The sequence below is a fragment of the Streptomyces sp. NPDC048479 genome (assembly GCF_040651435.1).
In the GTDB taxonomy this organism is placed as follows: Bacteria; Actinomycetota; Actinomycetes; order Streptomycetales; family Streptomycetaceae; genus Streptomyces.
Genome location: NZ_JBEZKA010000003.1, coordinates 365,434 through 379,042, shown reverse-complemented (window position 1 = coordinate 379,042; position 13,609 = coordinate 365,434). Strand labels below are relative to the sequence as shown.

Sequence of the window (13,609 nt, the reverse complement as noted above, 5' to 3'; positions counted from 1 at the left end):
CTGCCGGGCCCACGGTCAAATGTCGGGTCAGCGGGGCGAGCGGGTGTTCCTCGACCTCGATCCGGGCCGTGAAGAGACCGGACCGTCGGCCGTGTGCACGGTCGGGTCAGGCGTTGGGACGCTTGCCGTGGTTGGCCTTCTTCTTCTTACGGGCGCGTCGCTTGTTCCCTCGCTTGGCCATGGTGTATATCTCCCTAATTCAGGACTTCACATGCCTTCGCCAGTCTAGATTCGGCCCATGGTGTCCGCATCAGCGGTGACACGCCCACAGCGCGTACCGGCTCCGCCCGCGGCTCACGGGGCCCTGCCGAGCGGGTGGGTCGGCTAGCTCGTGCCCGCGTATACGCGGGCCGCGAACTCCGCGATCTGTTCGTCGTTCAGATTCTTGGCGAGGTTGGCCTCCGTGATCATTCCAACCAGGCTGTGGCCCTTCCCGACATCGATCACCGGCAGACGCTTGATCTGGTGCGTCTCCATGATTTCCAGCGCCTCGGTGGCGCCCGCCCCGGCATCGATCCAGTGCAGGGTCCCGGCCAGGGATCCCGCCTGCACAGCTGCGGGGTCGACTCCTTCGGCACAGCACTTCACGACGATGTCCCGGTCGGTGATCAGGCCCGTGAGTCTGTTGTCATCACCGCAGATGGGAAGGCATCCGACGTTCAAGTCGCGCATCATCTTCGCCGCCTCGAACAGCGACTGGTGTGCACCGACGCATTGCACCCCGCTGGACATGATGTCGCGGGCCGTGAGCTGCTTGTTGCTGGCCATATCTCCCTCTGCCTTCAGTGCGTTGGTCCTCCTTCCACGATCACACGGTCGGCCCCATACCGCCCGCTCTGCGTGACCGCCGGGTCAGCACTCCTCCACCGGCCCGGCACCGATCTCGGCGTGCTGTGGGTCGCTGTTCGTCGCAGCCTGGATGTATGTCCCGACATCCGCCGATCGTCGTGCACCGGATCGCCGCGTCGGGCGGGCGGCGGGTCACGGTGCGACAGCAGATCATGGGCCTCGCAGACTCCGACCGGGACGTGCTGGAGTTCCTGCGCCTGGCAGGGCTGCCGGATACGGAGGAGCTCCTCGACGATCCGACGTGGGTGGAGTGGATCGGTGACCGGCCGCACGAGTATTACCCGCTGGAGATCATGCCGTGACGTTCGTTCTGTCCGATGACGTTCGTCCTGTCCGGTCGCCCTCAGGCGGACACCTTCGGCGTGAGCAGATCCAGGGCCTCCTCCCAACGGAAGCAGCCGGAGCCGGCCGCCTTGGGCTCGTCAGGTTCGTACGCACTGATCACCACGCCCATCTCACGCAACCGGACCAGGCTCTGCCGGTACGCGGGATGAGCGGCCAGGTCCGCGTTCACGCTCGGCAGGACGGCGGTGGGGATGCCGGCACCGTAGGCCTCGCACAGCGTGGCCAGGGCGAGGGTGTCGGCAATGCCGGCGGCCCACTTGTTGATGGTGTTGAAGGTGGCCGGGGCCACCGCGATGGCGTCCGCCGCGGGGAATGGGCGAGGGTCGCCGGGGCCGCGCCAGGCAGAGCGGATCGGGTTGCCGGTCTGTTCCGCCACGGCCTCGGCGTCGATGAAACCGAGGCCCTGCGGGGTTGCGATGACGCCGACGTCCCAGTACTGCTCCTGCGCGGCGGTGATCAGCTTGCCGACATCGCCGGCTATCCCGGCCGCGCAGACAATGACGTACAGGAACGGCTTCTTCGGCTGCTCGCTCACTCAAGGACTCCCGTAGGCAACTGAGTTGGTGGAGTCCCGGCAGCCTACGGCGGGGGGACGGCTCGTGGCTGCCTACGGTCGAGCCGTGGTGCGGAAGCAGCGCTGAGGGCGGTTTCCCTCCGACTATTTTCGTTTCCTCTCGTTTCCTTCAGGCGGAAGCCGGCCTTGGTTCGGTGCTGTGGTACACCGCCAGCGTCCAGATGATGAACAGGTCGATCGCGATCATGATCACCGACCAGACCGGCGCGTACGGCAGGAACAGAAACTGGGCGACAAGGCTGATCGAGGCCAGGACGATACCGGTGAACCGTGCCCATGTGGCGGCCTTGAACAGCCCTGCGCCGGTGATGGCGACACAGATCCCGAGGATCAGGTGGATCCAGCCCCAGCCGGTGAGGCTCATGCCGTACACGTAGTTGCCGAGCCGGCCGTACACATCGTCCTCGGCGATCGCAGCTATGCCCTGGAGCGCGGCGAGCACACCGCCGCACAGCATCAGTACGGCGGCGAATACGATGCCGCCGGTCACCCAGCCGCTGTTCGGTTCCCCGGGCGGCGGCCCCTTGTACATCGGTGTTCCCCTGTCCATCGGGGGTTCCATGTTCATCGGTGATCCCACCGGCTGGTCCTGGCTCATGGGTGCTCCCTTTCTCGTCCCGCACGCCGGTCGCGTACCGGCTTCGAGCGTCGGCCGGTACACACACCATCGCCATACGGGTACGCCCGTTCGAGTGACGAGGGTGCGCACTTGTGGAGGCGGTGTCCGTCGGGCCGTGACGTTCGTCCGCACTGCCCTGCGCCATGACTGCACCGTTCGGCCGCTGCCGGGTGGCGACGGATCGCCGGGGCGGACGATCGTGGGGGGCGACAGCGGCTTCGACGGGACGCGGCACCGGACGCGGCCTTGGGCGGGAGGCTCACGTGGTGCACCGCACAACAAATGTTGCGCCGCTACGGCTCTGGGTCACATCCCTCTGTCTTGTAGTCGCCATGACCGTGGCCTACTTCGTGCTACCCCTCAGCGGCTTCGGACCACGCACGCCGGAACTCAGCTGGACGGTCTTCATCGTGGTGCTCGCCACCATCGGGTGCCTGCTGCTGCTTCAGATCAGGGACGTACTCCTCGACAGGCCGGACACCCACCCCGTTGTCGTCATTCTGCTGCTGATGTTCCTGTCCGTACTGGTCTTCTCGGCCACGTACTACGCACTGGCCCGGCATGCGGGCGCGTTCCTCGGGCTGCAGACGAGGCTCGACGCGCTGTACTTCACCGTGATCACACTGGCGACCGTCGGCTACGGGGACGTAGTGCCGCAGAGCCAGACCGCCCGCCTGGTGACCATGCTCCAGATCCTCTACAGCTTCGTCTTCCTGACCGCCGCCGCGACCGCGGTGACGCGTCGGCTGCGCAGCCGGGTCGGCGATCGGCTGGGGCACAGCGAGCCGCCGTGACGAGCCGCCGCGACGACCCCCGGGGCCGGTGGAGGACGCGAGAGCAGCGAAGCATGGTGACGGCCATTTGGATGTCAGGGGAACCAGGGGCGGTGACCGCTCGTTGCCCCCGTGGGCAAAGGAATCGTCAAGAGGCGCGGCCCGCGCCGGATTGCGCAGGGGATTTCCATGGGTGTCAGCCTTTCCAAGGGCGGCAATGTCTCGCTCAGCAAGGAGGCCCCGGGCCTGACCGCGGTCGTCGTGGGCCTGGGCTGGGATGTACGCAGCACCACCGGGACCGACTTCGACCTCGACGCCAGCGCCCTGCTGGTGGATGCGAACGGCAAGGTCGTGTCCGACCAGCATTTCGTGTTCTTCAACAACCTCAAGAGCCCGGAAGGCTCCGTCGAGCACACCGGTGACAACCTCACGGGTGAGGGCGAGGGCGACGACGAGCAGATCAAGGTGAACCTGGCGGGCGTGCCTGCCGAGGTCGACAAGATCGTGTTCCCGGTCTCGATCCACGAGGGCGAGAGCCGTCAGCAGTCCTTCGGCCAGGTGCGCAACGCGTTCATCCGCGTCGTCAACCAGGCCGGCGGCGCCGAGCTCGCGCGTTACGACCTGAGCGAGGACGCCTCGACCGAGACCGCGATGGTCTTCGGCGAGCTGTACCGCAATGCCGCGGAGTGGAAGTTCCGTGCTGTCGGCCAGGGTTACGCCTCTGGGCTGCGCGGCATCGCGCAGGACTTCGGCGTGAACATCTGAGCCGCGTAAGCCTGTTCAAGGGCCTGACCTCGCCGAGGGTCAGGCCCTTGCCGCCCTTGCCACCTTCGTCGCCGTCGTCGCCTCGTCGCCCGTCAGCCGATGTACGCGCCCGCCCGCGCCGCGGACTCGGCAGCCGCGGCCGCACGGTCTGCGGCCGCGTCGTCGAGCGGGTCGCCGTCGGCCAGGACGCGATAGTAGAGCGGGGCGGAGACAGCCCGGATGACTTCCCGGGCGTCGGTGCCCGCGGGCAGCTCACCGCGGGCAACGGCTCCCTCGACACACGGCGCCCATTCCTTGATCCGGGTCGCATGGAAGCGGTGCAGCGCCCGTGCGGTGCGTTCGTCGCAAGTGGCGGCGGCGATCACGGCCTTGAAGAGGGGGCCCTGGCGGGGGTCGGTCAGGGTGGCTGCGACGAGGCGGGCGTTGGACCTGAGGTCCTCGGTGAGAGAGCCGGAGCCCGTACGCGGCACGGACTGTTCGGCCATGTCGGCCATGTCGGCCAGCAGATCGGCGATCAGACCGGTGGTCGTGCCCCAGCGGCGGTAGACGGTCGTCTTGCCCACCTCCGCGCGGCGGGCCACATCGGCGAGGTCGAGGCTGTGGATACCGTGCTCGACCAGGGCGTCGCCCGCTGCCCGCAGTACGGATGCCCGGACGCGGGCGGTCCGTCCGCCGGGCCGGACGGTGCCCGGGTCTGCCGCATCCGCGGATGCGCCCTTGGTTGGCACAACGGACTCCAGACTCTTTCCATGGCCGCTTCCATGGCCGCCGCCTGCTCACACCCAAGTTAAAGGAACCATGGATCCGTTAGAAAATGTCCGGGCAGGACAGGTAAAACTGGAGGCAGACGTGGCGAGGGAGATGCAGTTCAACATGCCGATCGACGTATCCGCCGGTCCCGGCCGCCCGCCGACGATGCTGCCGGGCGTGGAGCTGGTGTGGTCCGGCCGGGTCTCGGCCCATGCCGACGACACCGCCGCCCACCTGCACCTCCTCGACGCCGACGAGTCCGCGCGCCGCGCTGCCTTCCGGCGAGCCGTGGACCGTGACGCGTACACGGTCGCGCATGTGACCCTGCGCCGGCTGCTCGGCGAACGACTCGGCCAGGCCCCGGAAGCGATCACGCTCTCGCGCGAACCGTGCACCCACTGCGGCGGACCGCACGGCCGACCCGTCGTTCCCGGCAATGCGGTGCACTTCTCGCTCTCGCACACCGACGGCCTGGTGATGATCGCCCTGGCCACAGTGCCCGTCGGGGTCGACGTCGAGGGCGTCCCCGCCCCGGACACGGTCGCCGAAGTCGCGACCCAGCTGCACCCGAGGGAGCGTACGGAACTGGCAGCGCTGCCCCCCGAACACCGCCCCGCCGCCTTCGCCGGCTGCTGGACCCGGAAGGAAGCCCTGCTGAAGGCAACCGGAGTCGGCCTGAACGAGGATCTCTCCCTCACCTATGTGGGAGCCGGCGCCCAACCGGCAGGAAGCGCCGACTGGTTGCTCGCCGACCTGCCCACGGATCCCGGGTTCGCCGCCGCGATCGCCGTACACCTCACCGCGCCCGGCGCTCGGCCGCCGCATGCCACCAACGAGGCGGAGACGGCCCGCTGACCTTCGCCGTGGGCTGGTCGGGATGCAGCCCCAGCGGGCGCAGGGCGTCGGCCCGGATGCGAACGTCGTACCATCCGCGCCAACGGCCGTCGGGACCTGGACCGCAGGCGTGGTTCCAGTAGATGTCGCTCTCCGCGAAGGGCATCCAGTCGATGCCGCGATCACGTAGTCAAGCGCGTACTGCGGCGGTCGGGTTCGGGCGGCCGGGCAGGTTTTCGTAGGCCGCAACGGTGACCCAGTCGGAGCTCTGCAGGTTCATGCCGTCCATTGTCCCGGCCCTGGACACTGGGCGGGAGCATCGCCGTCGTCCGGCTGCCGAACGCCCAGCGGCCTCAGTAGCGTTCGACCACATGCTCACCCATGCCCTCGAAGTTATCCACAGGCTGCGGACGACGCGAACGGATTGTCGGAGGTCCGGCGCAGAATGGGGTCATGACTGAGATCACCGACTCGACGCCGGACCTGCCGCCGATGCCCGACTGGGAGAAGCGCTTCCGGGCCCCGCGCGTCTCGCTGCCCGACTGGGCGGAGGACGCGCCCGACCGCTCGCTCTTCGTGTCGAACGCCACGGGGACATATGAGCTGTACGCCTGGGACCGGTCGACCGGCGAGCAGCGGCAGGCGACGGACCGGCCGAACGGCACGACAGACGGTGTGCTGTCGCCCGACGGCGAGTCGATCTGGTGGTTCTCGGACACCGACGGGGACGAGTTCGGGATCTGGATGCGGCAGCCCTTCGGCGGCGGCGACGACGAGCCCGCGGCACCCGGACTCGAGCCTTCGTACCCGGCGGGGCTTGCGATCGGCCGGGACGGCACCTCGGTGGTCGGCCGGTCGACCGACGAGGACGGCACCACGATCCATGTCGTACGGCAGGGTGCGGAGCCGGCCGAGATCTACCGGCACCGGGAGTCGGCCGGGGTCGGCGATCTTTCGCACGACGGGACGCTGATCGCGATCGAGCACACCGAGCACGGGGACGCGATGCACTCGGCGCTGCGGGTGGTGCGCATTGGGGGCACCTCCCACGCCGAAGGCTGTGGGGAAGGCACCTCGGTCGCCGAGCTGGACGACACGAAGGGGGGCACGGAAGAACTGGGCCTCGAGGTCCTCGGCTTCGCTCCGGTGGACGGGGACACCCGGCTGCTCATCGGGCATCAGCGGCGCGGCCGCTGGGAGCCGATGATCTGGGACGTCGCGTCGGGCACCGAGACCGATCTCGCGATCGACCTGCCGGGCGATGTGAACGCCGAGTGGTATCCGGACGGCTCCGGGCTGCTGGTCGCGCACAGCTTCGAGGCGCGCGGGGAGCTGTTCCGGTACGACCTGGCGGCGCGCGAGCTGGCGCGCATCGAGACGCCGACCGGTTCGGTCTCGGGTGCGACGGCCCGGCCGGACGGACAGGTGGAGTATCTGTGGTCGTCCGCCGCACTGCCGCCGCAGGTGCGCTCGACGTCGGGCGGGGTCGTGCTCGATCCGCCGGGGATGAAGGCGCCGGAGTCGGTGCCGGTGGAGGACGCCTGGGTGGAGGGACCCGGAGGCCGTATCCATGCGCTGGTGCAGAAGCCGGCGGGCGCGACAGGACCGCTGCCGACCGTCTTCGAGATCCACGGCGGCCCGACCTGGCACGACAGCGACGCCTTCGCGGCGGGCCCGGCAGCCTGGATCGACCATGGGTACGCGGTCGTGCGGATCAACTACCGGGGTTCGACGGGGTACGGCAGGGAGTGGACGGACGCCCTCAAGCACCGGGTCGGGCTGATCGAGCTGGAGGACATCGCGGCGGTACGGGAGTGGGCGGTGAAGTCGGGGCTCGCGGACCCGGCGAAGCTGGTCCTGGCGGGCGGCTCGTGGGGCGGGTATCTGACTCTGCTCGGCCTCGGCACCCAGCCTGAGGCGTGGACGCTGGGGCTGGCGGCGGTGCCGGTCGCGGACTACGTCACGGCGTACCACGACGAGATGGAGGCCCTGAAGGCGATGGACCGCACGCTGCTCGGCGGGACGCCGGAGGAGGTCCCGGAGCGGTTCGAGGCCTCGTCCCCGCTGACGTACGTCGACGCCGTCAAGGCTCCCGTGTACATCTCGGCGGGCGTCAACGACCCGCGCTGCCCGATCCGCCAGGTGGAGAACTATGTGGACCGGCTGGCGGCGCGCGGCGCGGTGCACGAGGTCTACCGGTACGACGCGGGGCACGGCTCGCTGGTGGTGGAGGAGCGGATCAAGCAGGTGCGGCTGGAGATCGCCTTCGCCGGCGGGCACCTGGGGCAGGCGGCGAGCCTGGGATAGGAATCGGTAATCGGGAAAGGGCCGTATCCGGGAATGGGGACGGGGCGCCGTACCTGCCGCAAGGGGCAGGGCGGCGCAGCCAGGAGGGGGAGCCGGGACAGGGGGGTGGGCCGAGAGATCGCGGGCCCGTTCCGTACCGTGGAGGGGTGTACCGGTTCCTGCTGACGCCCCGCTGGTGGGGGATCAATCTCTTCGTCGTGCTGGCGATCCCCTTCTGCGTCTTCATGGGCTCCTGGCAGCTCGGCAAGTTCGAGGACCGCGTCCACACGCACCGGGAGGCCCAGCAGAAGCCCGGCCCCGGTGAGCAGAAGGCCGCGCCCGTCGACGAGCTGCTGCCCGTCGACCAGGAGACGTCGGGGCGGCAGGCGACGGCCACCGGGCGGTACGGGAAACAGTTCCTCGTGCCGGAGCGGGAGTTGGACGGCAAAAGCGGCTCGTATGTGCTGACGATGCTGAAGACCGACGGCGGCCGGATGCTGCCCGTGGTCCGCGGCTGGTTGGCCGAGGGCGGGCGGATCCCCGCGGCACCGGCCGGCCAGGTCACCGTGACCGGCGCGCTGCAGGCCTCCGAGACCTCGGGCTCCGACGGGGTGCACGCGGCGGGCGGGCTGCCGAGCGGTCAGCTCGGCATGATCAGCGCGGCCTCGCTGGTGAACCTGGTGCCGGACGATGTGTACGACGCATGGGTCACGCTCGCCAAGGCGGACGCCGGGCTGAAGGCCGTCCCCGCGGCCGCGCCGGAGGGCAGTGGGCTCGACCTCAAGTCGTTCCAGAACCTCGGCTACACCGGCGAGTGGTTCGTCTTCGCCGGCTTTGTGGTCTTCATGTGGTTCCGGCTGCTGCGGCGCGAGGCGGAGGCGGCACGTGACAGCGCGCTGGGCCTGGCCCCGGGCCCGGAGACGGTGTAGACCGAGCCGGACGATGCGGCTGCGGCCGGCCAACCGCGGCGGAGCCCCCGTACGCCCTTCGGGCGTGTCCTCAATCGCCGGACGGGCTTGAACAACAGCCCCTTCGGCGTTTGAGGAGCGGGGCTTGGTGCGGAGCCCCAACAGGAGCCCCGTCGGCGATTGAGGCGCAGGGTCCGGGGCGGAGCCCCGGTTACGCGACGGTCGCTGCTACTGCGCGTTCAGGACACCCGTGCGGTAGATCGTGCCCGCGCATGCGTTGGAGATCGTCGTCTCCGCGCTCGGTGCGCCCGGCTCCGGGATGTGGGTCACCGCGACGCTGCCGTCCGAGGTCCCGCCGTCCTCGGTGACGAGCTGGGGCTGGGTGTTCTCCGACGTCGTGCCCGTGCCGCTGCTGCTCGCGCCCGAGGAGCCCGTCGAGGGCGTGGGGTCGGGCGAGGCGCCGGAGGTCGGGCAGCTGTCCTTCGGCACCCAGGCGAACTTCACCTCGTACGCCGTGTCCGGCTTCAGCAGCAGCGCTCCCGCCTCCTGCGCGGGGTCGGGCAGTCCGCTCGCCGGGTCGCCCGTCGTGTGCCCGACCACCGTGATCTTGGCGGGGTCCGCGGCACCCATCGCCTGGAAGCCGACCGTGCCGGCGCCGCTGACCGCACAGTCGGCCTTGGAGACGTTGGCAATGTGGAAGGTGCCGTACACCTTGCCATCGGCGTCGGGCTTGGCCGCCTGCGTCGCACTGACGCCGAGCTGGCTCGCGTCACAGGGCGGCGAGGTCGCGGCCACGGTGCCCGACGGGTTGGCGCTACCGCCGACCATGCCGTTCGAGGTGCCGTTGCCGGGCTTCGCCCCCGGCGTCCGGCTGGCACCGCCTTCGTTCTGCTCGGTGCCCTGGCCGCCGGCGGAAGGATTGTCCGTTCCGTTCTCGCCGGCCCCGTCACCCTCCTCGGACCCGGTGCCGCCCTGCGCCTGTTCGCCGTGTCCGGCGTTGACGGAGCGGGCGCCGTCGCTGTCGCTCGAGTTCGCCACATGGACGAAGGCGGGGACGGCGGTGCCGATCAGCAGCGCCGCGGCCGCCATGCCGACGAGCGCCTGCCGTTTGCGGGCGCGCCGCGCGGGAACCGCCCTTCGCAGATGGTCGAGGGCGCCGTCGGAGGGCTCGAGGTCCTGTACCGCGCCCTGCAGCATCCGGCGCAGGGCCATTTCGTCCCCGCCAAAACCCTCAGCGGGTCCTTGACCGAGGCCGCCCTGCTCATTTTCCGGCCCGTTGTTCACAATTCCGTTTCCAGTCCGGTCGTCAAACGGCCCGTCCGGCCCGTACTGCTCAAACCTGTGCTTGTGCCCGCTCATGCCGTGGCCTCCATGGCGACGCGCAGCGCCGCGATGCCCCGCGAGCCGTACGCCTTCACCGAGCCGAGCGATACACCCAGCGTTTCGGCAACCTGAGCCTCGGTCATATCGCCGAAGTATCGCAGCACCAGCACTTCGCGCTGGCGCCGTTGCAGTTTGCGCATCGCCTTGATCAGCGCGTCCCGCTCCAGCTGGTCGTAGGCCCCCTCCTCGGCGCTCGCCATGTCCGGCATCGGCTTGGAGAGCAGCTTCAGCCCAAGGATCCGGCGGCGCAGCGCGGAGCGGGAGAGATTGACCACGGTCTGGCGCAGATACGCCAGAGTCTTCTCCGGGTCCCGCACCCGGTTGCGCGCCGAGTGGACGCGTATGAAGGCCTCCTGGACGACGTCCTCACAGGAGGCCGTGTCGTCCAGCAGGAGGGCCGCGAGACCGAGGAGCGACCTGTAGTGGGCGCGGTAGGTCTCGGTGAGGTGATCGACAGTGGTGCCCGCAGCCATGGTGTCTTCAGCCATGGTTCCTTCAGCGCCCTCGCGCTGGGAAGGTATGCGGTTGGTACGGGGTGCGGGCATGGGAGCAATCACCGGCATGCCGCCGGACGGGCGGCGTCTGCGGAGCGGACGCACTGCAGCGCCGCGGACCGGGACCACCCTGGTGATGTCGAGAACCTCTGCCACGCCTGTTGGACACGCTTCCCCCCGTCAGGGTTGTACGCGTACGCCACCGTTTTTGACGGTGATCCAAATGCGCTCATGCGTACCCGCTCTTCCCCAATGCCCCATTTTTTGCGGCACCGTGAAGGGGCAACCGCAAAGACGCTTCCCGCCCAACTGCCGGTTGCAGAAAGGGGGGAAGCGAATCGTCGAACATCCTTGCACCCCAGTTCAAGTGGTACAGACCTTCGACTTGCTCACAGGATGTACACAGATCTTACAAAGGCTTCCGGTTCCACCGCCCCCCATGAGGAAGAGCCGGAACCGGAGTCGGATCAAGCTCCGAGCCGCGGCCCGATTTCGGCGGCGACCGCCTCCGCGATCTGCGCGGAGTTCAGTGCCGCCCCCTTACGGAGGTTGTCGCCGCAGACGAACAGCTCCAGCGCACAGACGTCGTCCGGCGCCCGCCGCACCCGACCCACCCAGGTCGGATCCGTTCCCACCACATCCGCCGGCGTGGGAAAGTCGCCCGCCGCCGGATCGTCGTAGAGCACCACACCGGGCGAGGTCGCCAGGATCTCGTGCGCCCGCTCCACCGTGACCTCGTTCTCGAAGCGCGCGTGCACCGCGAGGGAGTGCGTGGTGATGACCGGTACGCGTACGAATGTCGCCGCCACCCGCAGCCCCGGCAGACCCAGGATCTTGCGCGTCTCGGCCCGTAGCCCCAGCTCCTCCGAGGACCAGCCGCCGTCCTCGAGCGTGCCGGACCAGGGCACCACATTGAGCGCGAGCGGCGCCGCGAAGGGGCCGAGCTCGTCGCCCACAGCACGGCGTACGTCTCCGGGGCCGGCGCCCAGCTCCGTACCGGCAACCATCGACAGCTGCGACCGCAGCGCACCGACAGCGTCCCGTCCCGCGCCGCTGACGGCCTGGTACGAGGAGACGACCAGTTCGCGCAGCCCGAACTCCGCGTGCAGCGCGCCCACCGCGGGAAGCATGGCGAGCGTGGTGTCGTGCGGGCTCGCGACAATGCCGCGCGGCCGGACCCGTACGGCATGCGGATTGACCTCGGGGACCACCAGCGGCACATCCGGGTCCATCCGGAAGGCGGCCGAATTGTCCACGACCACCGCGCCCTTGGCAGCGGCGACCGGTGCCCACCGCTCGGACACTTCGGCCGGCACGAGGAAGAGCGCGACGTCGACGCCGTCGAGGGCTTCTTCGCTCAGCGCGACGACCTCGGTCTCCTCGCCGCGCACGGCCAGCTTGCGACCGGCCGAGCGCGGCGAGGCGAGGAGTCGTATATCGCCCCAGATGTCGGCGTGCTGCGACAGGATCTGGAGCATCACCACGCCGACGGCTCCGGTCGCTCCAAGGACCGCGAGCGTCGGCTTACGGGTCATCGCCCGGTGCCTCCGTAGACGACCGCCTCGTCGGAGTCGCTGTCGAGACCGAAGGCGGTGTGCACGGCGCGCACGGCCTCGTTGACGTCGTCGGCGCGGGTGACCACCGAGATGCGGATCTCCGAGGTGGAGATCAGCTCGATGTTCACGCCCGCGTCGGACAGCGCCTCGAAGAAGGAGGCGGTGACGCCGGGGTTGGTCTTCATACCCGCGCCGACGAGTGAGATCTTGCCGATCTGGTCGTCGTAACGCAGCGATTCGAAGCCGATCCCGGCCTTCGCCTTCTCCAGGGCGTCGATGGCCTTGCGGCCCTCGGTCTTGGGGAGGGTGAAGGAGATGTCGGTCAGCGCGGTGGCGGCCGCCGAGACGTTCTGTACGACCATGTCGATGTTGATCTCGGCGTCCGCGATCGTGCGGAAGATGGCCGCGGCCTCGCCCGGCTTGTCCGGCACTCCGACGACCGTGATCTTGGCCTCGGAGACGTCGTGGGCGACTCCGGAGATGATGGCGTGCTCCACCTGCTGGTCCCCTTGCGGCTCGTTGCTGACCCAGGTGCCGCGCAGCCCGGAGAAGGACGAGCGGACATGGATCGGGATGTTGTATCGGCGTGCGTACTCGACGCAGCGGTGCAGCAGCACCTTGGAGCCGGAGGCGGCGAGCTCCAGCATGTCCTCGAAGGCGATCCAGTCGATCTTCCGCGCCTTCTTCACGACCCGCGGGTCGGCGGTGAAGACGCCGTCGACGTCGGTGTAGATCTCACAGACCTCCGCGTCCAGCGCGGCGGCGAGGGCGACGGCGGTGGTGTCGGAGCCGCCCCGGCCGAGGGTGGTGATGTCCTTCTTGTCCTGGGACACACCCTGGAAGCCGGCGACGATGGCGATATTGCCCTCGTCGAGCGCCGTACGGATCCGGCCCGGCGTCACATCGATGATGCGCGCTTTGTTGTGGACCGAGTCGGTGATGACGCCTGCCTGGCTGCCGGTGAACGACTGGGCCTCGTGGCCCAGGTTTTTGATCGCCATGGCCAGCAGGGCCATGGAGATCCGCTCTCCTGCGGTCAGCAGCATGTCGAATTCGCGCCCGGCAGGGATCGGGGATACCTGCTCGGCGAGATCGATCAGCTCGTCCGTCGTGTCGCCCATCGCGGATACCACGACGACCACCTGGTGGCCGTTCTTCTTGGCATCGACGATTCGCTTGGCGACGCGCTTGATGCCTTCGGCATCGGCAACGGAGGAACCTCCGTACTTCTGCACGACAAGGCCCACGTGCGCTCCTCGCTCGGTTCATTACTGCAGTCGTTGCTGCAGTCACTACTGCGGTCGGCTCAGTCTAACGAGCGGCCGCTCTCCGCCCCGCTGATGTCACATCGTGAGATGTCCCGCTCACTCAGTGATCACGGGGAGGAGTTCACGGCCGCTCGGAACGACTCCTGCCCGGGGTCAGGCGCAGTACGCGGAGTGTGGGGCGGGTCACATGCCGACTACGGATCCG

Annotated in this window: 15 protein-coding genes; 6 read left to right on the top strand and 9 right to left on the bottom strand. The window is 69.2% G+C overall.

Annotated features, from left to right (window positions below; all coding sequences use genetic code 11):
• Positions 1 to 324: 324 nt before the first annotated feature.
• Entirely contained in the window at positions 325 to 768 is a 444-nt protein-coding gene (locus AB0D12_RS07115) for a CBS domain-containing protein (protein ID WP_362677888.1), read from the bottom strand.
• A 155-nt stretch (positions 769 to 923) separates the two neighbouring features.
• Between AB0D12_RS07115 and AB0D12_RS07110 the strand changes: the two genes are divergently transcribed.
• Positions 924 to 1,151 carry a hypothetical protein gene (locus tag AB0D12_RS07110; RefSeq protein ID WP_327325092.1) on the top strand — a complete coding sequence of 76 codons (228 nt, stop codon included), beginning with the start codon at positions 924 to 926 and terminating at the stop codon, positions 1,149 to 1,151.
• A gap of 41 nt (positions 1,152 to 1,192) precedes the next feature.
• On the opposite strand, the gene AB0D12_RS07105 is transcribed toward AB0D12_RS07110, so the two are convergent.
• Entirely contained in the window at positions 1,193 to 1,729 is a 537-nt protein-coding gene (locus AB0D12_RS07105; protein WP_362677886.1) for a flavoprotein, read from the bottom strand.
• A gap of 148 nt (positions 1,730 to 1,877) precedes the next feature.
• A complete protein-coding gene (locus tag AB0D12_RS07100; protein WP_362678022.1) occupies positions 1,878 to 2,318 on the bottom strand; it encodes a hypothetical protein in 441 nt (146 codons plus the stop codon).
• Positions 2,319 to 2,719: 401 nt separating this feature from the next.
• Between AB0D12_RS07100 and AB0D12_RS07095 the strand changes: the two genes are divergently transcribed.
• Together AB0D12_RS07095 and AB0D12_RS07090 are read left to right on the top strand one after the other, a co-directional pair.
• Positions 2,720 to 3,181 (top strand): potassium channel family protein, encoded by a 462-nt coding sequence (locus AB0D12_RS07095; protein WP_362677884.1) that lies wholly within the window; start codon positions 2,720 to 2,722, stop codon positions 3,179 to 3,181.
• 168 nt (positions 3,182 to 3,349) lie between these two features.
• Complete coding sequence (locus AB0D12_RS07090; RefSeq protein ID WP_266548966.1) at positions 3,350 to 3,925, top strand: TerD family protein; 576 nt, start codon at positions 3,350 to 3,352, stop codon at positions 3,923 to 3,925.
• A gap of 92 nt (positions 3,926 to 4,017) precedes the next feature.
• Here AB0D12_RS07090 and AB0D12_RS07085 read toward each other — a convergent pair whose 3' ends face one another.
• Positions 4,018 to 4,653, bottom strand: coding sequence for a TetR/AcrR family transcriptional regulator (locus AB0D12_RS07085; protein WP_362677882.1), 636 nt, complete (start codon positions 4,651 to 4,653; stop codon positions 4,018 to 4,020).
• A gap of 145 nt (positions 4,654 to 4,798) precedes the next feature.
• On the opposite strand from AB0D12_RS07085, the gene AB0D12_RS07080 reads away from it, so the two are divergent.
• Positions 4,799 to 5,530 (top strand): 4'-phosphopantetheinyl transferase superfamily protein, encoded by a 732-nt coding sequence (locus AB0D12_RS07080; protein ID WP_362677880.1) that lies wholly within the window; start codon positions 4,799 to 4,801, stop codon positions 5,528 to 5,530.
• Here AB0D12_RS07080 and AB0D12_RS07075 read toward each other — a convergent pair.
• Positions 5,472 to 5,675 carry a hypothetical protein gene (locus AB0D12_RS07075; protein WP_362677878.1) on the bottom strand — a complete coding sequence of 68 codons (204 nt, stop codon included), beginning with the start codon at positions 5,673 to 5,675 and terminating at the stop codon, positions 5,472 to 5,474. The two genes, AB0D12_RS07080 and AB0D12_RS07075, sit on opposite strands and share 59 nt — an antisense overlap.
• 287 nt (positions 5,676 to 5,962) lie before the next feature.
• Here AB0D12_RS07075 and AB0D12_RS07070 point away from each other — a divergent pair, with 287 nt between their 5' ends.
• On the top strand, positions 5,963 to 7,816 hold the full coding sequence (locus tag AB0D12_RS07070) for a prolyl oligopeptidase family serine peptidase (protein WP_362677876.1): 1,854 nt from the start codon (positions 5,963 to 5,965) through the stop codon (positions 7,814 to 7,816).
• Between the two features lie 146 nt (positions 7,817 to 7,962).
• A complete protein-coding gene (locus AB0D12_RS07065) occupies positions 7,963 to 8,724 on the top strand; it encodes an SURF1 family protein (RefSeq protein WP_362677874.1) in 762 nt (253 codons plus the stop codon).
• A 207-nt stretch (positions 8,725 to 8,931) separates the two neighbouring features.
• On the opposite strand, the gene AB0D12_RS07060 is transcribed toward AB0D12_RS07065, so the two are convergent.
• The 4 genes from AB0D12_RS07060 to AB0D12_RS07045 form a co-directional block, all read right to left on the bottom strand.
• A complete protein-coding gene (locus tag AB0D12_RS07060; protein ID WP_362677872.1) occupies positions 8,932 to 9,915 on the bottom strand; it encodes a hypothetical protein in 984 nt (327 codons plus the stop codon).
• Positions 9,916 to 10,058: 143 nt separating this feature from the next.
• Positions 10,059 to 10,649, bottom strand: a complete 591-nt coding sequence (locus AB0D12_RS07055; RefSeq protein ID WP_362678021.1) for a SigE family RNA polymerase sigma factor — start codon at positions 10,647 to 10,649, stop codon at positions 10,059 to 10,061.
• Between the two features lie 398 nt (positions 10,650 to 11,047).
• Positions 11,048 to 12,115, bottom strand: coding sequence for an aspartate-semialdehyde dehydrogenase (locus AB0D12_RS07050; RefSeq protein WP_362677870.1), 1,068 nt, complete (start codon positions 12,113 to 12,115; stop codon positions 11,048 to 11,050).
• On the bottom strand, positions 12,112 to 13,383 hold the full coding sequence (locus tag AB0D12_RS07045; RefSeq protein WP_327325084.1) for an aspartate kinase: 1,272 nt from the start codon (positions 13,381 to 13,383) through the stop codon (positions 12,112 to 12,114). Before AB0D12_RS07045 ends, AB0D12_RS07050 begins: the two co-directional genes overlap by 4 nt.
• Positions 13,384 to 13,609: the final 226 nt, after the last annotated feature.

Bases quoted from the DNA above. Each gene is read 5' to 3' on its own strand.
- AB0D12_RS07070 (WP_362677876.1), top strand. From the start codon at position 5,963: ATGACTGAGATCACCGACTCGACGCCGGACCTGCCGCCGATGCCCGAC.
- AB0D12_RS07050 (WP_362677870.1), bottom strand. From the start codon at position 12,115: ATGACCCGTAAGCCGACGCTCGCGGTCCTTGGAGCGACCGGAGCCGTC.
- AB0D12_RS07095 (WP_362677884.1), top strand. From the start codon at position 2,720: ATGACCGTGGCCTACTTCGTGCTACCCCTCAGCGGCTTCGGACCACGC.
- AB0D12_RS07080 (WP_362677880.1), top strand. From the start codon at position 4,799: ATGCCGATCGACGTATCCGCCGGTCCCGGCCGCCCGCCGACGATGCTG.
- AB0D12_RS07060 (WP_362677872.1), bottom strand. From the start codon at position 9,915: ATGGCCCTGCGCCGGATGCTGCAGGGCGCGGTACAGGACCTCGAGCCC.
- AB0D12_RS07055 (WP_362678021.1), bottom strand. From the start codon at position 10,649: ATGCCGGTGATTGCTCCCATGCCCGCACCCCGTACCAACCGCATACCT.
- AB0D12_RS07100 (WP_362678022.1), bottom strand. From the start codon at position 2,318: ATGGACAGGGGAACACCGATGTACAAGGGGCCGCCGCCCGGGGAACCG.
- AB0D12_RS07115 (WP_362677888.1), bottom strand. From the start codon at position 768: ATGGCCAGCAACAAGCAGCTCACGGCCCGCGACATCATGTCCAGCGGG.
- AB0D12_RS07075 (WP_362677878.1), bottom strand. From the start codon at position 5,675: ATGCCCTTCGCGGAGAGCGACATCTACTGGAACCACGCCTGCGGTCCA.
- AB0D12_RS07110 (WP_327325092.1), top strand. From the start codon at position 924: ATGTCCCGACATCCGCCGATCGTCGTGCACCGGATCGCCGCGTCGGGC.
- AB0D12_RS07090 (WP_266548966.1), top strand. From the start codon at position 3,350: ATGGGTGTCAGCCTTTCCAAGGGCGGCAATGTCTCGCTCAGCAAGGAG.